Raw genomic sequence first — 26,962 nt, forward strand, 5'->3', positions numbered from 1 at the left:
GCAAGGATCATGAGCGGGGGTACCCGAGCATGGTCAAAGGGGGCGGGTTTAGGTCCCGTTGGCGTAGGCCTGCGTGGGTTCAAATCCCACCCCCCGCACCATTAGCCGATGATGCTTCTGGTTTCAATTACCGCTCACCTTGTTACTTATCAAGCCTCTTGTTACGGAAGGCATAGGCATCCCTCTGCGGCATTCACCGTATGGTTGACTGCGAGTTGATCAATATAGGGAGCATTAACAAAGAGGAGAGGGTTAAACTGACCTCCTCCCCGCCCTAAAGGGTGGGGGTTCCCCGAGGTCTAGAGAGTTACGCCCCATTACGGGCGCTACTAGGTCATCCCCATCAGCCGGTATTGTGGGGGTACGTCGGCCCCCACTCCCCATTCCCAAAGAATTGACTGGCCGAGAGCCCCATTCCCAGAGATTTTTAAGCTTTACCCCGCCCCTGAAGGGCGAGGTTTGCCGTTCGTTTCATCAAATGGGCCCGCCACAAGTGAAAACATGCTTAAATGAGGAAAACCCTAGGTAGCATCATCCATATGTCCGGCTTCTTCCCGGCCCCTAAACGGCGGGGCTTGTTGAATGTTTTATAACATGGTTGCATTATCTTAAATTATTGCTAGCAATAATGAGATTAAAGTTTGCGTATGTACTCCAGCAGCGCCACGGCATTATTTCTTTCCCTATCCCTGGCCGAGAACAATAGCGTTACCCTATCCTCTTCATTGATCATCATTATGAATTCCTTAACGTCGCCCTGTTTAGCATCTAATTCTTTCCAGTACCTTGCTTTGAATTCATCCCATTTATTGGGTTCATGATTGAACCACTTTCTAAGTTCATCGCTTGGCGCAATATTCCTAGCCCAATAATCTATCTTGGCCCGCTCCTTGGATAATCCCCGCGGCCATAATGCATCAACTAATACCCTGAATCCATCGCTGTCTTGGGCATCATCATATGCCCTCTTTATTTTTATATCCATTATTTATGAGAATTAATAGAATAAGATAAATATTTTCATTGATACTATGATTTAATACACAAAGCTATTAGGTATCTTTTGCCGTGTTATTGGTTTTTGGCGGAAATACTGAGGGGAACGCATTTAAGCTTGCGCAGTGCCGTGAGGCTCGTGTCTGGTCCAGTTTCCAATTCCCCGCTCTCGCCGTTGGAGAGACTTCAATTATTGGTGCCGGGTTTCAGGGGGTATAAGATTAAGGACTTGGTTCGTCAGGATGATTTCCTGGTTAGGCAAGCCATAACTCAATCCCTAGAGGAGGCGCGTCGATTAATATCCAGTGAGGCGGAGGAGAGGGCCGTAAGTGATCCATTCAACGAATTGGTACAGAAATACGAGAAATTGATATCGGAGCTACGCAGCCTAATAAGTGATATACAGAGTGCTCCGCTTGGGGATTCAGGTATGCATGATAGATTCAAGTTATTTCCGGAAGATTTAGAGAGAATAGTTCAATTTGATTTAGCCCTCGTGAATTCAGCTAGGGCAATACTGGAGGCCGCTAGATCGAGAAAGGATCCTGACTCCATCTTGTTATTGGTTAGGGAGCTACGCATGAAATTCGCCGATAGGTTAAAGCTCATGCTGCCTGAGTCGTTGAGGTGATTTTTCTCAGCGCTTCATGACTTTAACTATTATGATGTTTAATTAAATACTTTATTAGTTAAATAGAAAAGTATATTAAGTCGATGAAGATGGCCCAAATATGTCAATACGGGCGCAAGTAATATCCACTATAAATGAACAGGGAAGAGACGAGATGGGGGCCAACGACTTAATAGTGAAGTATCATTCCGTTGACGTTAGAACTAGGTCCCGCTTAATTGTTTACTCTAATCAAAAAGCGGTCGTGAGGGTTCAGGGGCAAATCACTGGAGTATTTGATGCTGGCGCCCATGATCTTCAGACGCCGGCGAATCCGGTCTCTCAATTCTTCTCTAGGCTTCAATATAGCGGTAATTTACCTTGGGAAATAGAGGTCCTCTTCATCAGCACGGCGAGGCATGAGGCCAGAAGCGAGGGCGTCAGCCAAACCAAGGAATTAGTGGCAATGCGGTACCAAGTGGCTTATTACTTCATGGTGAGTGACCCAGCTAAGCTCGTGAATAGTGTTCAATTCGGTGANATGAAATACACCGTTGATGCATTGGCCGCATTCCTCTCTCCCATAGTTGATCAATCGGTGTCCCAAGTGCTGAACCTGGTCTCGCTTAAAGAGGTCTACGCTAATCTACACAAGATAACCGATGCCGTGGCTGCATCCCTTAGGTCAGCCATGGAGGAGATAGGCATTAATCTATTGGCCTGTAGGATAGTTAGGCTTGAGCCGGAGGACGACACAATGAGAAGAATAGTGCAGTACCTAGCCCTTGGCATAGATACATTACAGGCAGTGCGCGCCCGCCTTGCGGNGGTAATGGCAAGTAAGGCGGATCCAGCGGCCACCAACATGATGCTGGGCGTCCCCTACTACCCCATTAACTTAATAGTTGGGGGAACGCTGCCGGGCATTGAGCAATTAATGCCGAGGNAGGAGGAGAGGAAGGAGGGCTCAACCAGCTCAGCCCAATGAGATTAATGGGGAGTGGCCATTAATGAGCGGTAGAGCAGCGCGGCTGCAGGTAGCGGCCGGCATTGGCTACTCATTCTTCTTATCGGCCGTTACGCTCATAATGGAGTTGATCACCGATGTTTTTTATCCTGTTAGGCTGATCCTGAGTCCATTGTGGGCCATTTATGTGGGTCAATGGGTGGATGCTGGCGTGATTCTGGCAGTTTATGTCTTGCTAATAGTGTTCGCGTCTCCATATAGGTTTCAGGAGCAATCCAATTATTACCAATTGCTTCGTGGTGCGCAAAAATTATCCATATACACGATTATGGCCTTTGCCGTTATATCTATGGCGTTTGATGCATATGCCGGCTCACTTAGGGCTCGCATAGGTATATTCATATTGGTTAATTTCTTCTCAGGGATGGTGGGGGGCATATTATCAACTAGAGCTCAGTGAGGCTTCTGGCCCTTGGGAGGCTCCATTTTCGCTCTATCGCTATTATCCTAATCGCCGATACAAGCACGGTCACTATCAGTGCATCATCGCCGAATGGAATTACCATTGCCAGAAGCCAGTAAGTGAAGCCCCCTATTATTGAGGCTGTGGCGTACACCTCCTTTGATAGCACCATGGGCACCTCATTGGCTAGAAGATCGCGTAGAACGCCGCCCCCCACCGCTGTTATGGATGCAAGCATTGCTACGCCGAGCGGATTTAATCCATGCATGAATGCTACTTGGGCGCCTATCGCAGTGAATGCGCCGAGTCCAAGGGCATCGGCATAGAGGAAGGGCTTCATGCCTCTCATTACATACTTAGAAAACGGCAGAGTAGCGATCGCAGCTGTAATGGCTGTTATGGGATACGGTAGATAAACTATATTGATGGGAGGAAACACGCCTAGCAATACATCCCTAGTTATTCCTCCGGCGAGGGCTGTCGAGAAGCCGAGGACGATGACTCCCAGGAGATCCATATCCTTATCTATTGCCTTAAGCGCGCCAGATGCCGCGAATGCTATTATGCCCACATAGTTTAATACATCTATTATTATTGAGGTTATCATTAGCGACGGATACATTATGCATGCTTTAATCCATTATCCTCCAATTGCATTGATTTTTCATCATTATAGTTAGAGCTATGCATTGCCTCCAGTTTCTCCCGGTAGCGTCTCAGCACTAATCCCATGGTGGCCATTATCAAATGCCTCATCATTCGCCTGACAACCGGGTTCTCCATTTTAGATGTGATTATATCGGCATCAGTCCTTGCTTCACTTATTGCTTTGCTTAATGCCATAAGCACGAATTCCCTGCGAAGCGGGTTCTCCAGCATCTTATCTAGAATAGTGAAGTCCCTATGCCTTAATGCGCCCATTGGTATAAATGGCAATGGAAAAGTCATTACCCGCAGTTTTCGCAGCCTATCAAGTAACTCGAGATTCTTCTCTACATCATTATCTGTCTCGCCGGGCAAATTAATTATCATTGTGCCCACCACTATCCATCCATTATCATTCAAAATACCTATTGCATTCTCCACTATATCGGGATACTGTATTGGCTTGAATGGAAGAACCTTGCCTGGCATTAATATCGCCAGCAACCTGGGGGAACCAGTTTCTATTCCCATTTCAATGAAGTTCCTAGCTCCCCCCCTCATTCATGTATTGACTGGCTTCTCTCACCATCTGAGGTGCCTGCACCACTACCGCAGCCGTGGTGAAGTCGGTGGTTATGCTGTATTCATCCCCATAAGATTTCACCACTTTATACGAATTCTTAACTAAATTGATTACCTTATCTGGCTCTGGATTTATTCCCCTTGCTCCATACCTGAAGAATTCCTCGCTGTGGAGACCTATTTCCTTGGCGTTCCCTACCTCTATATTAAGCCTTATCTCCTTATCTATATGGCCCTCGAACGGTATTGATCTAATCATGCCGCTTAACGTTGGCGTGCAGAATTGGCATCCTCTGCCGCATCCCCTTGTAACTTCCACTAGCCCGCCAATTGATGGGGTAATTATTGTCGGTATGAGGTCCACGGGCACAGGTCTTTTGGCGGTCACTACATTGGGTACCGGTTCTCCCCTTAATATCTTATGAAAAAGCCATGGCCCCTCCTCCTCGAATTCCCCTTCATAGATAACATCTATCCCTAATTTATGCTGTGATTTAGAGTCAATTATCTGCCAAACAGCCGGTCCGCCCACTATTATCTTTAAGTGGTCTCTATTCTTTTTAATGGCCTCATCATTTATGNCATTAAGAAATGACTTTGAAATATATGGGATGCCAGAGTAGGGCAAATCAGCTAACTTAAGTATCCAGTAAACTATGCCGGAGCCGTAACTAAGCCCTAGCGGATCCATGGTATATATTCCCAGTATCCTTGTGTTTGGTCCCACTGCCTTACCTAGCTTATTTGGGTCAATTATCTTGGCATCAATGCCGCTTCTAATCAGCGCTGCTTGAACCTTCGCTAACCCGTAAGGAGCCCGCCTAACTATGCCGTTCTTATCGCTTTTAACCTTAAAATATAGGTGAGCCACCCAGTCCCTTATATATGAGTCAGGCAAGGCACTTATGAAGCCAGCAATCGATGAGCCAAAGGTATCGCTTGCAGTGGAGCCCTCGCTAGTTAGGACCACGGGAAACCCGTGTCCGCTGGGCATGCTTTTCATAAATTAAAATTAACTATTTAAATTTTTGTTAGTTAATCATTTAATGCACAAAGCCGTGAATCAGGAAATCAAGCCGTGAATCAATGATTGCAGGGAAACTCCGGATAGGTTCCCGCTCTACGTGCCTTCTCGTAAATAATCTTAGCCACAGCCAAGTCCTCCACCGCTATGCCGAGCGACTTAAACAAGGTTACCCCACCGCTGGGCTTAACTAAGCCATTAACTATGCTGGAAAGTGGAACAACTCGTTGCCAAGCATCCGCCCCCGCCATTATTATGTCCCCAGCCTCGCTCCTTGCTTGATCCACATCATCCACCGCTATTAATTCGGCCCGCATCACTGCACTCGGCATTAATTCGGCCCTATTCCCCCAATTACTTCCAATGGCATTCACGTGAATATCATTGGGAAGCCACTTACCATCTATGAATGGCTCCTTAGAATTCGTAGCGGTGACCAGCACATCAACCCTACATACATCTTCGTAATTATCCGCGACCCTTGCATCGATGCCCCTCCCCTCCACGTACTTAGCGAACTCAGCGGCATGCTCCTTGGTCCTACTATGAATTATCACTTTATCCAGCCTCAATACTTCCCTCAATGCATCGAATTGGGCTCTGGCCTGCACGCCGGATCCCACTATGCCTAGGACGCTGGCATTGGGCCTCATGAATTTCGTGGCCACGGCCGTCGCCGCGCCTGTTCGCATCTGTCCAAGTCTATCCGCCTCAATGATTGCTCCAAGCTCGCCACTGGATAAATCGAAAAGCAGCACCACGAATCTAGTGCCGCTCCTGCTCGATAAGTAAGTCTTTAGACCGGCCACGCCAAGCCCAGGCACGGCTCCCTGAAGCACATGGAGGACGCCATCCCTCATTATTACCCTACGGCGCGGCACGTTTATGGCATTGCCTTCACCCATCATCTTGAACACGTTCTCCACGGCATCAATTGCCTCCCTGAACGAAAGGAGTTCCTCAACATCATTCTCAGTTAATAGAATCGCCACTCCTGACCCCCCTTGGCCTAAATAATTCAGCCACGGCCGAGAAATCCAACTCCCCATTCTCCGCTTCCTCGATTAACCTATATAGTTGAAGAGCTAGCGCAGATAATGGAATGGGCATTCCGAGCCCCTGCGCCTCTTTCTGAATAATCTCGAGATCCTTCCTCATGTGCTTCAATGCGAATTGAGTCGAGTAATCCCCGCTCATCATTTTGGGCACCTTAAGATCCGCAGTCGGCGACCTAGCACTACTTAATTCTCGCAATACCTTCTCCACATCGCTGGGCTTTAATCCGCTCCTGACGCCGAACCAATATGCCTCTCCCATTGCGGCCACATAAGTGCCAAGCAATAGATTATTCACTAGCTTGGCGTAGAGCCCCATGCCGTTCCCGCCCATGTAGGTCACCGACGATGCCGTCTCAATCAAGATATCCCTAGCCATATCAAATAATTCCCTGGGTCCACCAACCAGCACCGCTAGCTTCTTCTGCTCAACATGTATTGATGTGCCGATCACCGGCGCATCCATCATTTCCCCGCCGTTCCCTTTTACTTGCTTAGCTAAATCAATGCTTGTGCTTGGAGATATGGTGGAGAGGTCTATCAATACCTTGCCCTTCACATGGGGAATTGCTTCCATAACCACGGATGACACGGCATCATCATTTGATAACATTGTTAATACGACATCGCTGTCCTCCACTAATTCCCTTATCGATTTCGCAACCGTGACGCCGTACTCCGAGCTGAACTTAATTGCCTTCTCCATCGTCCTATTGAACACTGCATGTAATTTTCCAGCCCTCGCCAGGTTAGCGCCTATTCTGTACCCCATTACTCCGAGTCCAATTAATCCAATCCTCATAACTGGCATCTTAGTTATTGATAAATAAACTTAACTTATTAATTGTTTTTAAGGTGACGGAAAATCTTTAAAACTCATGCAGGTCGAAAAGCAAGGGGCCGGTAGTCTAGCCTGGAAGGATATCCGCCTCGCACGCGGGAGATCGTGGGTTCAAATCCCACCCGGTCCACCAATTATTGGCCTTTTGGCAATAAGTATACAAATGCTGGGAAGTAGTTCAAATCAATGCTAAGTCTAGACATGAGGATAATCATGGTTGGAGCACCAATTGCCGTGCTCGCGATTGCCTTGGCACTTAACTTGGGTCCCCACCCGGTACCCGTGTCTCATCCAGTTAATGGATCAATTCAAGCGATTAATAATTCACTGCTTAATTTACGTAACTTCACGGTGTATTATGGCGATGAGGTGAATAGTGATTTATTGATCGCGCTCAATCATTATCAATTAGTGATCCTCCAGCCCTGGGCCCTCACTCCAAGCAACTTGAGCCTAATTAAGGCAATAAAGATTGCATATATAGACCTCGGCGAGTACGATAACTCAACATGGCCGCAGCGCCAGGTAAACCTCACAGGCATAGTTATTGGTTATGACGCTGATTGGGGTCAACCGATAATTAACGCATCATCCCCTCGATGGGTTAATTATACTTTATGCGAGGTGAGGAAGGCCCTCGTCTCCGGTTTTAATGGGGTTCTCTTCTATGATGTTGATGATGCCATAGATTACTATCCTGGAGAGGCAAGCGGCGTAATCAATATAATTAAGCTCGTCTCCGAGAATTATCCCAACGCATTGATAGGGGTAAATAGGGGGTTTCAATTGGCCCGCAACTTATCTCCATATATTCATCGTTCTATATGAGGACTACGGCACTTATTATAACTTCACCACCAATGATTACCAGTACCTGGATGCAAGTCAAGTGAATCGCTTGATTAATACCGCAAATTACTTAAAATCGCTGGGACTAGTGGTACTGGCCCTCGGCTACTCACCGCTTCCCTGNGATTCATATAGTGACTTCGTTGCCTCGCTGGTTGCGAGGGAGGGCGTGCCATATTACGTTGGAGGCATCAATCTAACCCGATTACCAACGACGTGCATAATAGGGTAGCGCTCACCCCTCTCGCAGTATCCCGCCTAGTATAATAGGCTGCCTTAGCTTCATAGTCATGGATAGAGTAACATGCCTAACCGGCAGTGGGTCACCCTACTTATTGAAGGCGGCGACTAGTCCAATTAATTGGTGGGGATGGTGCAAGGAGGCCTTTGAGTTGGCGAGGAACTGGAACAGGCCAATACNTGTGGATGTCGGTGCGCTTTGGTGCCACTGGTGTAATGTCATGGATGAGGAGACCTATAATGATCAAGAAATCGCCCAAATAATTAATGAACACTTCATTCCAATAAAGGTTGATAGGGACGAGAGGCCTGACATAGATAAGAAGCTTCAATCCATATCCACCTCCATATCAGGACAAGCCGGTTGGCCCCTCACCGTATTCCTAACTCCAAGCGGCGAAGCAATATTCGCTGGAACATACTTTCCACCAAGGGATTCATTGGGGCTTCCCGGCATGCCTAGGGTACTCAAGGCAGTCCTCCAGGCCCATCGAGAGGGAAATGCAATCAAGTTAGACCTAACGACCGCTGAGGAAGCGGCTCCCCACGTGAATGTCTCCGTAATTAATGGCGTTTTGCTTGGAATAATGGAGATGTATGATGAGGAGCACGGAGGCTTCGGTTCTTTCCCCAAGTTTCCTCAAGTAACGTTCCACTCAATCCTACTGTACAGAGGTTTCTACTCGAATTCATCCTTCATAGACGCCGTGAACCACACGTTGGAGGCAATGGGTAGAGGGGGAATACACGATCAATTAGGAGGAGGATTCCATAGATACTCAGTAGATAATGCTTGGCTACTGCCGCACTTCGAGAAGTTGCTGATAGATAATGCAGAGCTCCTCATTAACTACTCGGAGGCCTTCGCGGTCACCGGGAATCAATACTTGAGGGAAGTCGCAATGGATACCCTTAACTATATTAACTCAGTGCTTGGGGACAATGATGGTGGCTACTACNCCAGCCAGAGCGCCGACTCGGGAGGCGAGGAGGGAGGCTACTATAAGTGGAGCATTGAGGAATTAGCATCCATCCTTGACCAAGATGAGTTTCGATCCATTTACGAATACTTTGGGCTTCATCACTTCCCAAGCGGGGAAAAGGCGGTGCTGCATATAGGGAAGCCGCGCATGGATTCAAGTCTGGGCACGGCAATAAATAAAATGAGGAGNGCCAGGGAGCGTAGGGAACCGCCGGTAATAGATGAGACAATTTATGTCCACTCAACGGCTGCCGCAGCGATAGCTGGCTTAGCCGCGAGCGATTACGTGGGAGCCATGGCGATTAATCGAGCCCTTAAGGCAATTGACTTCTTGGAGTCGAGGCTCATAATTGATGGAGTGGCTAGGAGGGGGGCGAGGAACGGCAATCGCCTGGGTCCTGGGTACCTGGATGATCAGGCCTATGCATTATTATCATTATTATCGGCATTCCAGCACACCGGTAATCGGAGATACCTTGAATCAGCCATAGCTTGCGGGAGAGGGCTCAGGGAGTTCCTGGATGACTCGGGAATGCTTCGCTATGCCTCCCCCGTAGCCAGCGACTCGGATCTAATTCAGATACAGGTAAGCCCACTTGGCGACTCCCCTAATTGGAGTCCCGGCGCGGTGGCGATAATTGCCATGGACACGCTCTCCAGGATAATCAACGGCATCCCCAGCAGCGATGCGGAGAAATCGATACGTGCAATGCATGGAGCCGCCGCTCGCCTGGGTCCATATGCCGCCTCATACTTCATCGCGTTGGAGAATCACTTCCTTGATCCTCCCAAGATAGTCATAGTTGGCCATGATGAAGCGATATTCAAGGCACTCCATGAAGCGGCCCTAAGCGTCTTCAGGCCGGGTAAACTAGTCATCCCAGTACTGGGCGACTCCATAAGCGACTTGATTAGGGATGAAGCCGTGATGGCTATGATTAGGGCAGGGAACACGGCGGCATATGTATGCGCATATAATGAGTGCAGCCTGCCCACCAGTGATCCCAACTCATTAAGGCAATTAATAATGAATTTCGCCCGCGATAAGTACGTTTTCATTTACTGAGCATCGCTAATGTGGGGATCACTTAACTCTGTTCCTATATGAGAGGTATATTGCGGTGTCGTAAGCGATCTTCGATGAGCCCCCCCAATAGAAATGGCAACTGAAGCAGGTCCATGCCGATCGCAATGCCGGCAATGGGTGCGCCCGGCAGCGTGGCGAGGCTCCTGGCCGTATTAGTGATGGCCATGGCCGTCACCCTCTCCTCATCGGTGAATACTTGAGCCATGAATGCTTGCCGCGTCGGCACATCCATTTGCGACGTGCTTTGCCTCAGCAGCAGGAAGAGTAGGCTCCCCAATAAGGTGCCGGCGAGGGGCACTAACTAGGAATACGCTGGATACTATGTGCGTATACACCATTGTCCTCAAATTGCCGAGTCGCTCAGCGACGAGGGGCGCCACGATTATCGATAATGCGGTCACCACGTTAACTAGTAGGAAAATAATGCCTAACTCCTTAAGTGATGCCCCATACCTCGCATAGAACCAGTACGATACGACTGACTGAGAAACAAGTCCGCCCCCGAATGCATCAGTTGCGAATAGAATAGATAATTTTCCTATATCTAACCTAGCCCTCCCCGAAACATGCTTAAGTCCACTGGATTTACTGCTTGCCTCCAGGTTACTCATTGACGCGTATATTGATGCTAGAATCACGCCCACAACGGAATATATTAGATACATAGCCCTAATCGCAGTTAATGAGTTGCCGAGGTATGATGGTAGTGAAGCCGCCAATGCGCCTATTGAGGCAGCGGAGTAACCTATGAAGTTATAGGTGCCCAGGGCCCGCCCAACCCTATTAGCCAGTCTCGGGATTACGCCGGCCTCTATTGATTGGAATGGCCCTGCCTCCGTGCCGGTCGTGCTTATGTTGCTTATCAATAGCGCTATGGCTATCGCTGGGAAGGATTCGCTCATGAATAGGATAATGCCGGATAAAGCCATTAATGAGCTGAATATCATTAATATCCTCCTCCTGCCAATTAAATTGCCGTACCACGTCAAGAGAATATTTGACGCGACGTTGCTCATCACTATGAGGAAAATGCCGAGGCCAACTAATTGAGGCGAGTACCCAAGCCTGGCCAAGTATATGGGGGTCAATACGCTCATCATTCCAGACACGAAGGTCCTGGCTCCCTTCGCAATAAAAATGGAATTAATGCCGGCCATAATTCGACGGCTCCATTTTGGAATTTAAAAATGCGCATTACTTATTATTTAGGGCGTTCCCTATAATGCGATGCGGTTAGCGGATCTTCATGAAGACTTAGCCTATGCATCCATGATGATTGATGTGATCAACGGGGACGCCCAATCCAGCATATCCATGCTTCGGGCCTTCGATGAATCGATGGTGTTCGCAGCAGTCTTCCCCAGAATAAAGATGAGGAAAATCGCTGGGGAAAGCCACATAGCTCTACAGGGGCTCCTCATCGAGCAGATAAAATTCTATCTAGAGCTTGAGAAAGCCGGGCTAGTGAATATAATTAGGGGGATCAATGATTTACGGCCCGGCATCAACCTAGTGCTCTCACTAGAGGGCGCGGACGCGTTGGGGATTAATGACTTATACATATTGAAGGAGCTCGGCATTAGGGCTATTGGGCTGACCTGGAACGAGGATAATCGCTTCGCCGCATCATGCATGACAAAGAAGGATTATGGGCTGACCAATAACGGCGAGGAACTAGTTAAGCTGGCCAATGAATTAGGCATTATAATTGATGTGGCGCATGCAAGCAAGCAAACAGTGCTAGACGTGGCCTCCACATCCAGAAAGCCGATAATAGCTTCCCACGCCAATGCCTCTGCATTAAAGCATCATAGGCGTAACCTGGATGATGAGGAGATAGAGGCCATAATTAAGACCGGGGGAGTAATTGGGGTAACGGCTATCCGCGACACGCTTCCATCGCCGACAATGCAAGGCATTGTGGATAATCTCAAGTACATTGGGGAAAGCTTTGGATGGAGCCACGTCGCCCTCGGCACAGATATGCTGGGCATAGATGAGACGCCCACGGGCTTCGAGAATATACTTAAGGCCAGGAACATAATTGAGGTAATTAATCGGGAGGAGGAATTATGGAGGAATCCGCTTCGCGTGATCAATGATGTAATGAATAGTTAAGATTATTAAGGAGGTAATATACAAAGCAACCCTGGCGCCGGGGTTGAGGTAAAACTTATAAATGCTCCTGGGTAAGTTTTTTCTCGAGGCGTTTACAAGTGAGCCCCCTAACACCGCCCCGGGGATAGCCTGGGACGAAGGTTAGGGGGTGATTCATCCAACCACCGGCGACGAAGGAGAGGCCTGGACCCATCCCATCCCCTGGGGCGGCCTTGAGCGGCCATCCCCAGAAACCGGTTGATCCTGCCGGACCCGACCGCTATCGGGGTGAGGCTTAGCCATGCGAGTCGGATGTCTTGGGGATCCGCCAGGGCATGGCGGACGGCTCAGTAACACGTGGCCAACCTACCCTAGGGAGGGGGATAACCCCGGGAAACTGGGGCTAATTCCCCATAGGAGAGGGAAGCTGGAATGCTCCCTCCCCGAAAAGAACCGCGTCCGGCACCCGGCTCGGCTCGCCCTAGGATGGGGCTGCGGTCCATCATGGTTGTTGGTGGGGTAATGGCCCACCAAGCCGAAGACGGATGGGGGCCGTGAGAGCGGGAGCCCCGAGATGGGCACTGAGACAAGGGCCCAGGCCCTATGGGGTGCAGCAGGCGCGAAACCTCCGCAATGCAGGAAACTGCGACGGGGTTACCCCGAGTGCCGCCCGATGAGGGCGGCTTTTCTCCGGTGTAGAAAGCCGGAGGAATAAGCGGGGGGCAAGTCTGGTGTCAGCCGCCGCGGTAATACCAGCTCCGCGAGTGGTCGGGGTGATTACTGGGCCTAAAGCGCCCGTAGCCGGCCCGGCAAGCCTTGCTCTGAAATCCCCAAGCTCAACTTGGGGGCGGGGGAAGGTACTGCCGGGCTTGGGGGCGGGAGAGGCCGAGGGTACTCCTGGGGTAGGGGCGAAATCCGATAATCCCAGGAGGACCACCAGTGGCGGAGGCGCTCGGCTGGAACGCGCCCGACGGTGAGGGGCGAAAGCTGGGGGAGCAAAGGGGATTAGATACCCCTGTAGTCCCAGCTGTAAACTATGCGGGCTGGCTGTTGGGTGGGCTTAGAGCCCGCCCAGTGGCGTAGGGAAGCCGTTAAGCCCGCCGCCTGGGGAGTACGGCCGCAAGGCTGAAACTTAAAGGAATTGGCGGGGGGGCACCACAAGGGGTGAAGCTTGCGGCTTAATTGGAGTCAACGCCGGAAACCTTACCCAGGGCGACAGCAAGATGATGGCCAGGCTAACGACCTTGCCTGATGAGCTGAGAGGAGGTGCATGGCCGTCGCCAGCTCGTGCTGTGAAGTGTCCGGTTAAGTCCGGCAACGAGCGAGACCCCCACTTCTAGTTGCCACCCAGTTCCTCGGAATTGGGGGCACACTAGAGGGACTGCCGGCGTAAGCCGGAGGAAGGAGGGGGCCACGGCAGGTCAGTATGCCCCGAAACCCTGGGGCCGCACGCGAGCTGCAATGGCTGGAACAGCGGGATTCGACCCCGAGAGGGGAAGATGATCCCGTAAATCCAGCCCCAGTAGGGATCGAGGGTTGCAATTCACCCTCGTGAACTTGGAATCCCTAGTAACCGCGTGTCACCAACGCGCGGTGAATACGTCCCTGCCCCTTGCACACACCGCCCGTCGCGCCATCCAAGGGAGTTTCTAGCGAGGCTCCTTGGGTTTCACCCGGGGAGTCGAGCTGGGGGCTCCCGAGGAGGGCGAAGTCGTAACAAGGTGGCCGTAGGGGAACCTGCGGCCGGATCACCTCCTTTGTTGGGGATGGGAGTCTAAAAGGCCTCTTCCTTCGCCGCCACGTAACTCATCGCCTGCATCAAGAAGCCGCCTGGTGGATGGCTTGGCTCGGGCGCCGAGGAAGGGCGCGGCAAGCTCGCGATAATCCCGGGGTAGGCGCATGCGGCCTTTGATCCCGGGGTCCCCTAATGGGGCTTCCTGCCACGGTGAACCCGTGGCGTCCCGTAAGGGACGGGAACCCCCCGAACGGAAACATCTTAGTAGGGGGAGGAAGAGAAATCAACAGAGATCCCCTGAGTAGGGGCGACCGAAAGGGGGAGAGCCCAAACCAAATCCCCCCGGGACAACTGGGGGGAGATGTGGGGTAGTGGGCTTGGGACACCGCCGAGGCGACCTAGCCGAAGTGGGCTGGAAAGCCCCACCAGAGAGGGTGACAGTCCCGTAGGTTAAAGGTCGTTGGCGGATTCCCAAGTTCCGGAGTACCATGCCTTGGTTCTGGCATGGGAAGCTGGGGGCCACTGGCCTCCAAGGCTAAATACGTCCCGAGACCGATAGCGTACAAGTACCGTGAGGGAACGCTGAAAAGCACCCCGGAAGGGGGGTGAAAAGAGCCTGAAACCAGGCGGTTAAAGGAGGAGCGGCCTCAAAGGATTCCCCGATTCAAAGGAAACCAAGGCAACTTGGGAGTACGAGGATCGGGGCCGGGGTCGCTCCTTACGTCTAGAAACACGGGCCAGGGAGTGCTCGCTCGTGGCGAGTTTAAGGGGGATAATCCCCGTAGGCGTAGGGAAACCGACCAGCCCGCAGCCGAGCAATCGGCGAGGGGCGGGGTCTTAACGGGCCCGGAGCCACGGGCGGGCGACCCGAAACCGAGCGATCTATCCCGGGGCAGGGCGAAGCGGGGTGAAAGCCCCGTGGAGGCCCGAAGGGGTTCTGACGTGCAAATCGTTCCTCTGACCCTGGGATAGGGGCAAAAGACCAATCAAGCTCGGTGATAGCTGGTTCCCCCCGAAGTGGATCTAAGTCCAGCCTCCCCAGAGGATGCTCACGGGGTAGGGCACCGATCTAGGGCGCAGGGGCCGAAAGGCCCCGGCTCTGGGTCGAACTTCGAACCCGTGGGCTCCGTAGAAGGGGGGAGACGGGTTTCCCGGGGGTAAGCTTGGGAACCGAGAGGGGAACAACCCAGACCGGGGTTAAGGCCCCTAAGCGCGGGCTAAGTGCTAATCCGGAAGGGAGTCTCCCGCCGAAGACGGCGGGGCCGTAGGCCCAGCAGCAGCCATCGGCTAAGAAGTGCGTAACAGCTTACCCGCTGAGGCGGGGGGCCCTTAAGATGTGCGGGGCTTAAGCCCGCCGCCGAGACCCCGGGCCATGGATCATTGGATCCATGAGCGGTAGGGGGGCGTGGCCATGGGCTAGAAGGCGGGCCGTGAGGTCCGCTGGACCCGTGGCCAATGCGGATCCTGGCAGTAGTAGCAGCGTCTAGAGGAGTTAAAGGCTCCTCCGCCGGTTGGGCAAGGGTTCCATGGCAACGACAATCAGCCATGGGTTAGCCGGTCCTAAGGCAGAGCCCCATAGGCATCTGCCGAAAGGGAAACGGGTTAATAATCCCGTGCCGTGGGGATAGGTTCAGCGGCAACGCGTGCCCTGCTTCCGACGCCTCCGGATACGGCGAGCGGGACCGCCGTCCCGTTTAACCGCCGAAGACCGGGGAGTGGCGTAATGCCGAGAACCGGTTGAACGCGGGAATAGCCGGGCCTTGAGCCTGGTTCGCCCGATTCCGGGGGCCCATGAAAAGGAAGCGGGGAACGATTCCCCACGCCCGTACCGAGAACCGACACAGGTGCCCTGGGCTAGAAACCCAAGGCGGCTCGGGTGACCCTGGGTTAGGGAACTCGGCAAATTGGCCCCGTAACTTCGGGAGNAGGGGTGCCTGCAGTCCTTGGCTAAACCAGGGACCGCAGGTCGCAGTGGCCAGGGGGACCTGACTGTTTAACAAAAACATAGGTCCCCGCGAGCCCGTAAGGGTGAGTACGGGGGCTGAATCCTGGCCACTGGCGGTACGTTAAACCCGGGTACAACCGGGCTAAGCGCCGCTGAAGGCCGGGGGTAACTCTGACCCTCTTAGCGGGGGTCCCTTCATGTACGTAATCATTTTAAATAACCCTGTGTTACTACCTGCATGGGGGACGCGTTAAGCAAAATTAACATTGGGTATGTTGTTGGATTTATAGATGCAGAGGCTAGTTTCTCAGTATCAATAAAATATCAACGGGGTTATGGTATAAGGTTAGACCCAGTGTTCAGTGCATCACAATTGAATAAGGATCCACTAGATGTTATANGTAGGGTAATCGGCGTTGGGAGGATAATTAGAAAGCCAGGTCAGGAACACTTATATCTCTACGTTGTTGATAACATGAGTGAGCTAGTAGAAGGCCTAATACCATTCCTAGACAAATATAGGCATCTACTACGTTCAAAAAAGAATGCCTACGATTTATTCCGGGAGATAGTGATCTCACTGGCTAACGGTGTTCATAGGGAAAAGGAGGGCAAACGAAAACTCATTAAACTTGCATATACCCTATCAGCTATTAACTCTAAATCCCACAGGAAAAGACCTCTTGAGGAGGTATTAAAACTCCTTGAATCAACCTAAGTTTAATTAAATTCCCTCTATGAAGGGACCCCCGGGAGAAAGGTAGCCAAATGCCTTGCCGGGTAAGTTCCGGCGTGCATGAATGGATCAACGAGGTCCCCACTGTCCCAACCCAGGTCCCGGCGAACCTGCCTCCAGGTGAACAGTCCTGGGACCCCCGATGGGGCGAGAAGACCCTATGGAGCTTCACTGCAGCCTGTCGTTGGGGTGGGGGAGGGGATGCATAGCGTAGGTAGGAGCGTTGAAACGCGGTCTCTGGGCCGCGTGGATGCGGCAATGAAACACTACCCATTTCCTCCTCTGCCCCTAACCTCCCCGTGGGGGACAGCGGCAGGTGGGCAGTTCGGCTGGGGCGGCACACCTCTGAAAAGATATCAGAGGTGCCCTAAGCTCGGCTCAGGCGGGTTAGAAACCCGCCGTGGAGGGTAAGGCCAAAAGCCGGGCTGACTGCACCCTCGACTGCTCGGGGTGCAGGCGGGAAACCGGGGCTTAACGAACGCTCATACCCCCTCCGGTGGGGGTTGGGCATGTCGGAAAAGTTACCCTAGGAGTAACCGGCTCGTCGCGGGTGAGAGTTCCCATCGACCCCGCGGTTTGGTACCCAGACGTCGTCTCTTCCCATCCTGGGAGTGCAGCAGCTCCCAAGGGTGCGGCTGCCCGCCGATCAAAGGGGAACGTGAGATGGGTTCAGACCGTCGTGAGACAGGTCGGTCTCTACCTGTCGGGGGTGCTGGCTGCCTGAGGGGGAGGTGCCCTCAGTACGAGAGGAACGGGGCGCCGCGGCCTCTAGTGTACCGGTTGTCCGGTAGGGCAGTGCCGGGCAGCCACGCCGTAGGGGATAACCGCTGAAGGCATCTAAGCGGGAAGCTCCCCCCGAAAATAGGCAGCCATCCGCTTCCGGGGCGGTTCTCCGCCTCGGGGGTGGGTAGGGTTCCCGTAGAAGACGGGCTTGATGGGGTGGGGGTGTATCCCCCGAGGGTTTCCGAGGGGGGAGCCCGCCACTCCCAAGTACCCGGAGGTGCAGGCGATGGGCGTGTAAGCGGTTTCGCCGGTGGTTGGATGAATCTTTAATAGTGATTCCTTCTCGGCGTAATTGTGCGCGTGTGTGTCATGTTTTCCGGTGGGAAGGACTCCGTGTTCGCTTTTCATTGGGCTGTTATGCATGGGTTTCGCGTGGATTGCTTATTGACGTTTAGGCCGTCTCGCGGTGATTCTATGTTGTTTCATGTGCCCATTGATGCCGTCTCCATGCAGGGAGAGGCGTTGGGCGTGCCCGTTCTCTTTATTGATGTTGGGGATAATGAGGAGGAGGATTTAGTGGGGGGTCTTCGTCTCGCGGCGTTGCGTGGTGTTGAGGGTGTCGTTACTGGTGCTTTATTGAGTGATTTTCAGAGGATTAGGATAAGCATTGCGGCGGGGGCAGTGGGTTTGCGGGTGTTTAATCCGCTTTGGCGGAAGGATCAGGGGGATTACTTGAGGTGGTTGGTTGGGCATGGTTTTCAATTCATGATTATATCGATAAGTGCCCTCGGCATTCCTCCAGCATTCCTGGGCCGCGTCATTGATTATGGGGATGTTGAGGAATTAATCATGTTGTCCCGCAGGTTTGGGTTTAATGCCGCGTTTGAGGGTGGGGAGGCGGAGACCCTCGTTGTTGATGCTCCTTTCTTCTCGTCTCGAGTAGGTGTTGAGGGGGTTCCCATTCAGTTGGGTGAGTACTCCTGGATTTATTCCCTGAAGCGTATTTGGTTGGAGCCCAAGCTTTAAATGCCGATGCATTTATCGGTGTTTCATGGATTTCATAGGCACAGCGATTAATGTTTTATCTAAGTACCCGCTCTGCGATCATTGCTTGGGCCGCCTCTTTGCGTTGAGTGGTTATGGGTTGGAGAATTGGGAGAGGGGGCGATCCATTAAGGATGTTATTCACATGGATCTAGTGAGGCGAGTTAGGTTAGGTGAGGCGAGCGCCGTTGATTTATTGGTTATGTTGGCGGCATCCGGCCATGGACCCAGTGCGCGGTTCTTAATGGATAGGATGAATCGCCGATAGATAGGGTTGAGTGTCCAGTGTGCCGCGGCGTGTTTAGGCTAGTGGATGAGGCAGCGAAAATAGTTGCATCAACCATGTCCTCCCTAGACATCGAGTTCTCCACGTTTCAGGTGGGCACCATGCTGCCCAGGGAATTGCTTGATGCCGATTTGAGGTTATCAATGGAGGCAGCGGCCCCCAGTTCGGAATCGATTAAGCGTGAATTGAATAGGTTAATCGGGAAGAGGGTTCAATCCATAACGGGCAAGGAATTCAGTAAATCACCCGATATTGTGGCGGTGATTGCCCTTCCCTCGCTCTCCGTCTCAATAATTGTGATGCCCATATACGCTGCTGGAACTTATAGGAAACTGCTGCGGAGCCCACCGCCCCTCGGGGATTTAGCCTCCAGGTTTAATGCTGGATCAGTGGTTATGCATTCGCCGCTGAGGGATAGCGAGGCGAGGGTGCTCGGCGATGAGAGGGTTATTCTTCAATTAAGTAATCCACGCAGTAGGCAATTGCCGGCGCCGGGACTCCTTGGATTCCTCGAGTTAAGAGGATTCCTGAGGGCCTCCAGGAGGGATGTGGAGCAGCTTAAGGGCGACATAGATAAGGAGAGGACTTACAGGGGCCTAGTGATGTTCAAGGAACCCCCCGCCCCGAGTTCTCTTTCCGCTCTCCCCCAGCTCCTAGAGGGCAAGAGAGTTAGGCAGGGGAGAAGAATGAAGCAAGTGCGTTTCTTGAGGCTTCTACCCATTGGGGAGCGAGTGGCCGAGATGGTGTTGAGAAGCGAAGGCGGCATAAGCGTGGAGGGACTCGTTGATGGAGTTGGCGTATCGCCATCGATAAGCGGATTACTGGGCATACAGGCCAAGCTAATTCAATTAGATGTATTGGATTCCGACTAATCCCCTCCCCGTCCTAAGGGGTTCCCTGGAGTCTTGGGGACGCTCCGTTGCTGGTGCTTGAGTCCTCTCCCTAATGGTTCCCCTCTCCCAAGAAATTAATCAGGGAAGAGGTTAACGCCGCTGAAAAGCCAGAGCTGGAAATTACCCGCCTTAAACTAGGTTCGTCGTTTCCTTTGTGGTCTCAGCCCTTACGCGTATCTTCATTGGTCAGTCGGCTTAAACGGCCTCATCAACCTCAGAGTGGGTTCAAGTCATCACTCGTCTCCCTCCCTCTTCCCCTTTAAAAGCTCGATCTCGCGGTTCAATAAGTCCCTTATTGGCTGAATCAAGGTGGAGTCCCCCAGCGTATTGATTATCTTCTCATCAATGCAGCGGCCGGGAGCAGCCAATATTGACGCCACTATTGTGCTTATCACGTTTTCCCTAGTTACATTCAGCTCAGTCAGATCAATGCCTTCCCTCTGCACTATTCTGAAGAATGCCTTTCCCACTGCGTCGGCCTCAATGAGGTTAATGCCGAGCTCCTGTGCGGCTCTCTCCACTGAGCCGCCGCACCCCAAGTTAATGCATAACAGCACGCCCTTCAGCGTTGCTCTATACCTTAGTCTCCTCCTGCCCCTGGCCTCAACCATGCCGCACCTAATTAATCTGCGTAGATGCCAATAAATGCTGCTCGGCGGGGCCCCCGTCCTCTTTAGTAATTCATCCCATGTGCACCAATTAATGGTTAGCTCTAATAATTTGATGGAGCAGCGGTCAAGCATGAATCCCCCATCTAATTCCGTGCATTATATATTGAATCCACGTAATTATGAATGAGAAGTAAGCCTTAAGTTTCTTTTTAATTCCAAGCTAAGGTGGCGAAGCGAAGAAGGGGACCCGCCTCCCAGCACGGGCTTTTCCCGGAACCTTTCGGATTCCAGTACTCGGCGCCGCGGCGAGGCGTTTCACTTCCGGGTTCCGATGAGACCGGGTGGTTCCGCCTCGCCTATGGCCGGGTCAGCGGGCTTGAATAACCATGCTTATCAGCATTTTAAAGCTTTTCCTTCATGAATCCAGGGCCCAGTGATGGAGGGCCTCGATTACCTTCTCCCCCTGGGGGATATGAGGCTGTTGCTCCTTTTATCATTGATCATTGGACTCCATTGAGATTAAATTGAGCATGCATTGCCATTATTGCTGGAGCCTTAGGTATCATGGGCGAGGCCCCTCATTAATATGCGGCGTATCTCTTTATAAACCGGAGCTGAAGCGTTACCTAGATGCATAGGGTAAATATAACAGTGGATCTAATTAAGTCGGAGCGCGATGTCGAGATAGCGGTCAGCGGATTAGTCATGATTAGGGCCTCACCGCGGCTGGAGATTTATCAACTTCAGCCATACCTAGTTACAACGAGTAATTATGTTAAGATGATAAGTGAAACCCATGCTGCAGAGCTGGCGTACGCAATGCTGTTAAAGGATGAGGGCGAGATCTACATAACTGTGGCTGGGGATCATTCGGATAAGGAGGCGGAGAAGTGCAGCCTAATAGCGGGGGAACACATGTATCCAAAGATAATTGCAAGGAGGGCCTGGAGACTGCGGGACATCGAGTCAAGGTGGGGAGATATAGAGTTCCGGAGTTGGGCTGAGGTGGGGGGCTCTAAGAAATTAATAGTGGAGCTCCGGGGCTCTGAGTTCCCGGGACCTAGGGACGCATTGAGCGTTGTTAGGAATATGGTGAGCGATTTGCGCAATATAGTTATCGTGGTTAAGCCCGCAGTTCATCAAGCGCCCGTGACTAGCACATATAATGAAATGGGGATTCATGATCCGGTTTCCGGCAAGACTATTAATCATTATTATTGGGTGGAGTGATTACACCTAGTTCTCCGATTAGGTTATGAGTTGAGAAGATTCTTCGCTTAAACCCTACGGTAATAAATAGGGCAGCGCAAAGCATGCAATACATGAGTCTAGTGGATAAGTTTAGGAGAATATTCATGAGGCGTGGAAGAGCGATAATTTTGGCTTATGATCATGGAATAGAGCATGGTCCCACGGACTTCATGGATAACGAGAAGAGCGCGGATCCAGCTTACATAATAGATATAGCGGTGAAGTTGGGATTTGATGGGTTAGTTCTTCAACGAGGCTTGGCGGAGAAGTACTATGGAGGTCAAATACCGTTGATACTTAAGTTGAACGGCAAGACCAGCCTATACCCTGGGGAACCAATCTCCGTGGCTAATTGCACAGTGGAGGAGGCGATTAGTCTAGGCGCAAGCGCCGTGGGGTACACCATATATGCAGGCAGTGGATTAGAATATAAGATGTTTGAGGAATTATCTAGGATAAAGAAGGATGCAGTTAAGTTTGATGTGCCTCTAGTGGTTTGGTCGTATCCCCGTGGAAGCAAGGTGAAGGATGAGCAGTCCCCTGAGGTGGTTGCATACGCTGCCCGAATTGCCTTGGAATTAGGAGCCGATGCAATGAAGATAAAGTATACGGGTGACCCAAAGACATTTTCCTGGGCCGTCAAGGTGGCTGGGAAGGTGCCGGTCCTCATGTCGGGGGGACCAAAGACTAAAACCGATGAAGAGTTCCTGAAGCAGGTGGAGGGCGTGATAATGGCCGGTGGGTCGGGGATCGCCGTTGGACGAAACGTATGGCAGAGAACTGACCCCTTCGCAATCGGCGAATCAATAAAGAGGATAGTGTATCCAAGGGAGGGGTGAGCATCATGAGGATAGCCATATTGACCGGCGGCGGGGATGCGCCTGGACTAAACACGGCGGTTTATGAGTTCACTAGAATGGCCGAGAAAAAGCATGATGTGTATCTGGCGCTACATGGCTGGCGCGGCATGCTTGAGGGCGAATTAGTTAAGGCTAAATCAATTGATTTATTGGGCTCAGCGNTTGCTGGGGGTACATTCATAAAGACGTCTAGAACTAATCCATTTAAGGATGAGGCTAGGGCAAAGCAGTTGGCCGATAGCATTAATAGAAATGGAATTGACGTGATAGTGGCGATTGGCGGCGATGATACTTTAGGAGCAGCCGCCGAGGTCCAAGCCCGTGGCTTAGCTAATGTGGTGGGCATTCCGAAGACCATAGATAATGATTTGCCCGAGACCGATTACACGCTTGGCTTCGATACCGCGGTTAATGTGGCGACCATGGAGACCGAGTATGTGAAGACATCCTCTATATCCCACGAGAGGATAAGCGTGGTTGAGGTGATGGGGAGGGAGGCCGGTTGGATAGCGTTATTCACCGGTTTATCCACAGGCGCCGATGCGATACTGATACCGGAGAAGCCCGTGGAGACCAGTGCATTAATCGAGAAGCTACGGCGCGCTTACGCGGAGAAGAAGTATGCATTAGTGGTGGTTTCCGAGGGCGTTAAGCAGGACGTGGGGGGACCAGTGGATGAGTATGGGCATGCCAAGCTCGGCGGTGTAGGTAATGAGCTTGCGCCGTATATAGAGAAGACCCTTGGCGTGGAGAGTAGGGCCACCGTGCTTGGCCACACGATAAGGGGTTCCCCGCCCTCCGCATTTGATAGGGTCTTGGCCGTTAGATTCGCGGCCGCGGCTTTTGATGCTGTTGAGGCGGGTAGGTTCGGCGTAATGGTTGCCCTTAAAGGTAATGATATAGTTAATGTAAGGCTTAGCGATATTGCTCACAGGAATAAGTTGGTGTCAGGTAAGTGGCTGGAGCTTCTTGATAAGTATTGGTCAATTTAGGCTTCACGCAATGCTTAAATAACCCTCCTTACTAGACTCATGTTCGGCAATGGCGAAGGGTTTGTATTACTATATAGGGGATCAATGGAGGAGAGCCAGGAACAGCGTTATTTGGGGCGTAGTTAGGCAGAGAATGTTGACTTGGAGGCGTGAGCCAACGGTTACTAGGATTGATAAACCAACTCGGCTAGATAAGGCTAGAAAGTACGGCTATAGGGCGAGGCCTGGCATCGTGATCGCTAGAGTAAAGGTGAGTAGGGGAACCATGAATAAGGAGAGGCCCAGCAGCGGTCGCAGGCCTAAGAGGATGGGGGTTTACGGATACACCACTTACCGCAGCGCCCAATTAATAGCGGAGGCCAGGGCAGCCAGAAAGTTCCCAAACATGGAGGTCCTCGGCTCCTATTGGGTTGGGGAGGACGGCATATATAGGTACTTCGAGGTAGTGCTTGCTCTTCGGGAGTCGACATCTATAGCCATTAATAAGAGGAGGCTACTTGATCGCAGGGCTCGCCTCCTAAATAAACTAAAGCAGTGACTTCATGTTGATTAATCGTGGCAAAGGGATTGGTTGAATTCGACTTAAGGAATCACTCACCCCATATCGACAGCATATTAACGGGGCTCGGCTATATTGCGGCGGTATCGCCTAAGCCAAGTGGCCCCTGGAATCTATTGGTGTTGAGCAAGGTGGAGAGGGGGAGGGGGCGATTAATGGAGGTTGCCGCAGTTAAGGCCCCCGATAGGTTCAGGCTTAATAAGTACATATATAGGAGGGACATTGATGTGGTGACCGTTGCTCCTGGATCGGCGGTGCCCAGCAAGGCTCAACTAAGGGCGTTGGCTGATCAGGGAAAAGCAGTTGAGGTAGTGATTGGCGACTTCATTAGGATTAATCCAAGCGGGTTAATTCAGGTGCTGGACTTAATGGAGGATGTCAGGGGGCTCACGTTGATTTTCTCCCAGGGAGTCACGGATGTTAGGAGCGTGAAGAATCCCATGGATATATTGAATTACTTGGATGCATTGACTGGGCATAGGCGTCCCTGGATCGATCCATTGCTGCGATCACCGCTGGATTACTTGGTGGATGTGATGTATAGGAGGGGCGTCTGTCTCTAGTGAGGATTAGTTTTTTAATGTCTCCCGCATCATCATCTAATGGAGTGCGATGAATTGGCTCGTGAAGCCGCGGCCCTATTGCGGCGAAGTAGGTATGCGATTGCCTTCACTGGGGCTGGAATAAGCACGGAGAGCGGTATACCTGATTTTCGGGGGCCTAATGGGCTCTGGAGGAGGTTTGATCCATCGATGTCCAGCATTGATTACTTTAGGCGGGATCCCCGTGGTTTCTGGGGATTCTATTCATCCAGGTTTAAATCAATAAATGTAGCTAAGCCAAATGCTGCCCATATTGCGTTGGCTGAGCTTGAGCGGCTTGGCCTAATTAAGGCAGTGATAACCCAGAACATTGATGGGCTTCACGTAAAGGCAGGGAATCATAGGGTAATTGAGCTTCATGGATCATCCAGAACAGCCAGTTGCACTATGTGCGGTAATCAGGTTAGGTTTGAGGAGGCAATCAAGATATATGAGGAAACGGGCGATGCGCCTCATTGCTCCTGCGGAGGCATCTATAAGCCCGACGTTGTTCTATTCGGAGAACCCGTCGCTAGACTGGAGGAGGCAATGAGCGAGGCGCAGAGGAGTGACTTAGTGCTAGTCATTGGTTCATCACTAACCGTTTACCCAGCATCGCTTATACCTCTTGCCGTTATTGATGGTGGTGGTTCATCGATAATAATTAACATGGAGCCAACTCCATATGATGAATACTCCAATATAGTGATGCATTGCCCAGCCGGGGAAGCCATGGTTCATGTGCTTAAGCATATTGTTGGCATGAATTGAAACCAAGGGGCCTCATCGCTAAGGATAAAAAGAGATAGGTTAAGCGTTTTTACTTGTGTCCGTTTTCATTGAGGACTCCATAGTGTTGGCGCTAACTTATGGATTAATAGCGGCGAGGGGCACGAGATTCGGGCTACAGCCGTGGGCAGCCATGTTCCTCGGCGCATCGCTCACCATATTGATGGGCATAGTGCCCCCAAGCGTTGCGTTTTCATCGATTAACCTGGATGTAATACTCTTTCTTGTTTCCCTATTTACAATAGCCTCAGCCCTAGAGGTAAGCGGTTTTCTAGGCTACATTGCCTATAGATTGGTTGCATCAAGCAAGAGTCCCGCTGAGCTAGTGTCCAAGGTTTTTCTATCGTCAGCAGCATTATCAATGTTCCTAACTAATGATGGAGTGGCGGGCAGCATGGCTCCAGTGATAGCTTCCATGCAGAAACAAGCCAGATTAAATGCTAAACCGCTCCTTTATTCGCTTGCGTTTGGCGTAACCATAGGCAGCGTGGCCCTACCCATAGGCAATCCCCAGAACCTCCTCATAGCGCTGGATTCAGGTATGGCCAAGCCATTTATTGAATTCATAGTTTTTCTCCTTCCCCCAACATTGATTAACTTGGCTATAACTACGCCCATATTGGTACGAATGTTTAGGGCCGGGAATCAATCAATCAAGATGGATGCGCTGGATCCTCCTAGCTTCGATAAGGGTTTAGCGTATGCTGCATTAGCGGCATTAGGCGCATTGATGCCCCTATACATATTAATGGATGTAGTGCCCATGCCTGCATATGTAACCCCAGTAACCGTGTCCCTCGGCGCAGCATCCATTCTCTATGCATACACTGAAAAGAGGCGGGAAGTAGTTATGAACCTGGATTGGCCCACGATTTTATTCTTCATTGGATTATTTATAGTTAGTGAGGGCGCCCTTAGGTCAGGGGTTCTATATGCGATTGCAAGTTACTTACCGAGACCAACTAATTTACTTGGGATATTCGCTGCCGGCATACTGGTGAGCCAAGTGATAAGTAATGTACCCATGGTAGCCATATATATTCCCCTCATGCAAAGGCTAGGAATAGGGCCGGGGAACTTGATTGATTGGATTGCCTTGGCGGCCAGCAGCACTATTGCTGGGAATTTAACATTAATAGGAGCTGCCAGCAATGTTATTGCCAGCGAATCATTTGAGCGGCGAAGCGGGGAGGGCTTTGGCTTTATTGAGTTCTTTAAGTATGGAGTAATAGTAACCATTGTGAATGCCTTGGTATATTACCTATGGCTTCTTTTAATGCGTGCAATTTAAGGATCCTCAATAATTATACGCATGGGGAAAGCCTCGCCATTTATGGCGGGGATGAGTGGAATAACTTTATATTAGTGGTGTTCCTGTTTTTCTGATGCCTATCGTGGGGTTTAGGTTTAGAGCATATACTGACGGACAGACGTTGAGGGCGTTAAAGGCCCTTGGAGGCGGCTTGTGAGGTCTACAACACCCTACGATGGGCAGACACGTACTTCCATCAAAGGGATG

23 protein-coding genes, 2 tRNA genes, 3 rRNA genes and 1 pseudogene are annotated in these 26,962 nt (G+C 51.2%); 20 read left to right on the top strand and 9 right to left on the bottom strand.

The features are described from left to right. Nucleotides 1-13: 13 nt before the first annotated feature. A tRNA-Leu gene (locus AT710_03760) sits at nucleotides 14-101 on the top strand. Nucleotides 102-634: 533 nt separating this feature from the next. Here the strand turns inward: AT710_03760 and AT710_03765 are convergent. Next, nucleotides 635-985 (bottom strand): hypothetical protein, encoded by a 351-nt coding sequence (locus AT710_03765; GenBank protein ID KUO92302.1) that lies wholly within the window; start codon nucleotides 983-985, stop codon nucleotides 635-637. 141 nt (nucleotides 986-1,126) lie between these two features. Between AT710_03765 and AT710_03770 the strand changes: the two genes are divergently transcribed. From AT710_03770 to AT710_03780, 3 genes are all read left to right on the top strand, one after another. After that, nucleotides 1,127-1,627, top strand: a complete 501-nt coding sequence (locus AT710_03770) for a hypothetical protein (GenBank protein ID KUO92323.1) — start codon at nucleotides 1,127-1,129, stop codon at nucleotides 1,625-1,627. Nucleotides 1,628-1,727: 100 nt separating this feature from the next. After that, the gene (locus tag AT710_03775) at nucleotides 1,728-2,594 is read left to right on the top strand and encodes a hypothetical protein (protein ID KUO92303.1); all 867 of its coding nucleotides are present in this window, start codon (nucleotides 1,728-1,730) and stop codon (nucleotides 2,592-2,594) included. Nucleotides 2,595-2,616: 22 nt separating this feature from the next. Then, on the top strand, nucleotides 2,617-3,033 hold the full coding sequence (locus AT710_03780) for a hypothetical protein (GenBank protein ID KUO92304.1): 417 nt from the start codon (nucleotides 2,617-2,619) through the stop codon (nucleotides 3,031-3,033). Here the strand turns inward: AT710_03780 and AT710_03785 are convergent. The 5 genes from AT710_03785 to AT710_03805 all read right to left on the bottom strand — a co-directional run bounded on the left by AT710_03785 (nucleotide 3,020) and on the right by AT710_03805 (nucleotide 7,144). Then, nucleotides 3,020-3,643 (bottom strand): hypothetical protein, encoded by a 624-nt coding sequence (locus tag AT710_03785; GenBank protein KUO92305.1) that lies wholly within the window; start codon nucleotides 3,641-3,643, stop codon nucleotides 3,020-3,022. The genes AT710_03780 and AT710_03785 overlap by 14 nt on opposite strands. 14 nt (nucleotides 3,644-3,657) lie before the next feature. Beyond that, nucleotides 3,658-4,242 carry a hypothetical protein gene (locus AT710_03790; GenBank protein KUO92306.1) on the bottom strand — a complete coding sequence of 195 codons (585 nt, stop codon included), beginning with the start codon at nucleotides 4,240-4,242 and terminating at the stop codon, nucleotides 3,658-3,660. Continuing rightward, entirely contained in the window at nucleotides 4,226-5,257 is a 1,032-nt protein-coding gene (locus AT710_03795; GenBank protein KUO92307.1) for a hypothetical protein, read from the bottom strand. Before AT710_03795 ends, AT710_03790 begins: the two co-directional genes overlap by 17 nt. A gap of 89 nt (nucleotides 5,258-5,346) precedes the next feature. Next, nucleotides 5,347-6,279, bottom strand: a complete 933-nt coding sequence (locus AT710_03800) for an ornithine cyclodeaminase (GenBank protein ID KUO92308.1) — start codon at nucleotides 6,277-6,279, stop codon at nucleotides 5,347-5,349. Beyond that, the gene (locus AT710_03805; protein KUO92309.1) at nucleotides 6,260-7,144 is read right to left on the bottom strand and encodes a 3-hydroxyisobutyrate dehydrogenase; all 885 of its coding nucleotides are present in this window, start codon (nucleotides 7,142-7,144) and stop codon (nucleotides 6,260-6,262) included. The genes AT710_03800 and AT710_03805 overlap by 20 nt, the downstream gene beginning before the upstream one ends. A 95-nt stretch (nucleotides 7,145-7,239) precedes the next feature. Here AT710_03805 and AT710_03810 point away from each other — a divergent pair. The 3 genes from AT710_03810 to AT710_03820 all read left to right on the top strand — a co-directional run bounded on the left by AT710_03810 (nucleotide 7,240) and on the right by AT710_03820 (nucleotide 10,320). Next, nucleotides 7,240-7,316: transfer RNA gene (locus AT710_03810), tRNA-Ala, on the top strand. Between the two features lie 53 nt (nucleotides 7,317-7,369). Beyond that, nucleotides 7,370-8,011 (top strand): hypothetical protein, encoded by a 642-nt coding sequence (locus AT710_03815; GenBank protein ID KUO92310.1) that lies wholly within the window; start codon nucleotides 7,370-7,372, stop codon nucleotides 8,009-8,011. Nucleotides 8,012-8,322: 311 nt separating this feature from the next. Next, nucleotides 8,323-10,320, top strand: a complete 1,998-nt coding sequence (locus tag AT710_03820) for a hypothetical protein (protein ID KUO92311.1) — start codon at nucleotides 8,323-8,325, stop codon at nucleotides 10,318-10,320. Between the two features lie 18 nt (nucleotides 10,321-10,338). On the opposite strand, the pseudogene AT710_03825 reads toward AT710_03820, so the two are convergent. Continuing rightward, nucleotides 10,339-11,498, bottom strand: a pseudogene (locus tag AT710_03825) (MFS transporter). Between the two features lie 70 nt (nucleotides 11,499-11,568). Here AT710_03825 and AT710_03830 point away from each other — a divergent pair. From AT710_03830 to AT710_03855, 6 genes are all read left to right on the top strand, one after another. Next, nucleotides 11,569-12,459, top strand: coding sequence for a peptidase (locus AT710_03830; GenBank protein KUO92312.1), 891 nt, complete (start codon nucleotides 11,569-11,571; stop codon nucleotides 12,457-12,459). 226 nt (nucleotides 12,460-12,685) lie between these two features. Beyond that, nucleotides 12,686-14,196: ribosomal RNA gene (locus tag AT710_03835) — 16S ribosomal RNA — on the top strand. Between the two features lie 63 nt (nucleotides 14,197-14,259). After that, nucleotides 14,260-17,730 (top strand): 23S ribosomal RNA (locus tag AT710_03840). Between the two features lie 201 nt (nucleotides 17,731-17,931). Beyond that, on the top strand, nucleotides 17,932-18,603 hold the full coding sequence (locus AT710_03845; protein ID KUO92313.1) for a hypothetical protein: 672 nt from the start codon (nucleotides 17,932-17,934) through the stop codon (nucleotides 18,601-18,603). A gap of 25 nt (nucleotides 18,604-18,628) precedes the next feature. After that, a complete protein-coding gene (locus AT710_03850) occupies nucleotides 18,629-18,889 on the top strand; it encodes a hypothetical protein (GenBank protein KUO92314.1) in 261 nt (86 codons plus the stop codon). 29 nt (nucleotides 18,890-18,918) lie between these two features. Then, the gene (locus AT710_03855; GenBank protein KUO92315.1) at nucleotides 18,919-19,779 is read left to right on the top strand and encodes a hypothetical protein; all 861 of its coding nucleotides are present in this window, start codon (nucleotides 18,919-18,921) and stop codon (nucleotides 19,777-19,779) included. A 254-nt stretch (nucleotides 19,780-20,033) separates the two neighbouring features. Here AT710_03855 and AT710_03860 read toward each other — a convergent pair whose 3' ends face one another. Further along, the gene (locus AT710_03860) at nucleotides 20,034-20,543 is read right to left on the bottom strand and encodes a hypothetical protein (GenBank protein KUO92316.1); all 510 of its coding nucleotides are present in this window, start codon (nucleotides 20,541-20,543) and stop codon (nucleotides 20,034-20,036) included. Between the two features lie 117 nt (nucleotides 20,544-20,660). Continuing rightward, nucleotides 20,661-20,781, bottom strand: a 5S ribosomal RNA gene (locus AT710_03865). A gap of 260 nt (nucleotides 20,782-21,041) precedes the next feature. Between AT710_03865 and AT710_03870 the strand changes: the two genes are divergently transcribed. The 7 genes from AT710_03870 (at nucleotide 21,042) to AT710_03900 (ending at nucleotide 26,734) form a co-directional block, all read left to right on the top strand. Beyond that, the gene (locus tag AT710_03870) at nucleotides 21,042-21,641 is read left to right on the top strand and encodes a hypothetical protein (protein KUO92317.1); all 600 of its coding nucleotides are present in this window, start codon (nucleotides 21,042-21,044) and stop codon (nucleotides 21,639-21,641) included. A gap of 83 nt (nucleotides 21,642-21,724) precedes the next feature. Continuing rightward, on the top strand, nucleotides 21,725-22,501 hold the full coding sequence (locus AT710_03875; GenBank protein KUO92318.1) for an aldolase: 777 nt from the start codon (nucleotides 21,725-21,727) through the stop codon (nucleotides 22,499-22,501). A 5-nt stretch (nucleotides 22,502-22,506) separates the two neighbouring features. Beyond that, nucleotides 22,507-23,514: a 6-phosphofructokinase gene (locus tag AT710_03880; protein KUO92324.1), complete on the top strand. Its 1,008-nt coding sequence runs from the start codon at nucleotides 22,507-22,509 to the stop codon at nucleotides 23,512-23,514. A 49-nt stretch (nucleotides 23,515-23,563) separates the two neighbouring features. Continuing rightward, the gene (locus AT710_03885; protein KUO92319.1) at nucleotides 23,564-24,052 is read left to right on the top strand and encodes a 50S ribosomal protein L15e; all 489 of its coding nucleotides are present in this window, start codon (nucleotides 23,564-23,566) and stop codon (nucleotides 24,050-24,052) included. 17 nt (nucleotides 24,053-24,069) lie between these two features. Beyond that, a complete protein-coding gene (locus AT710_03890) occupies nucleotides 24,070-24,636 on the top strand; it encodes a hypothetical protein (GenBank protein ID KUO92320.1) in 567 nt (188 codons plus the stop codon). Between the two features lie 39 nt (nucleotides 24,637-24,675). Continuing rightward, on the top strand, nucleotides 24,676-25,425 hold the full coding sequence (locus tag AT710_03895) for an NAD-dependent deacetylase (protein ID KUO92321.1): 750 nt from the start codon (nucleotides 24,676-24,678) through the stop codon (nucleotides 25,423-25,425). 55 nt (nucleotides 25,426-25,480) lie between these two features. After that, on the top strand, nucleotides 25,481-26,734 hold the full coding sequence (locus AT710_03900) for an anion transporter (GenBank protein ID KUO92322.1): 1,254 nt from the start codon (nucleotides 25,481-25,483) through the stop codon (nucleotides 26,732-26,734). The last annotated feature ends 228 nt before the right edge of the window (nucleotides 26,735-26,962 follow it).

Source organism: Thermocladium sp. ECH_B, from assembly GCA_001516585.1.
Classification (GTDB): domain Archaea; phylum Thermoproteota; class Thermoprotei; order Thermoproteales; family Thermocladiaceae; genus Thermocladium.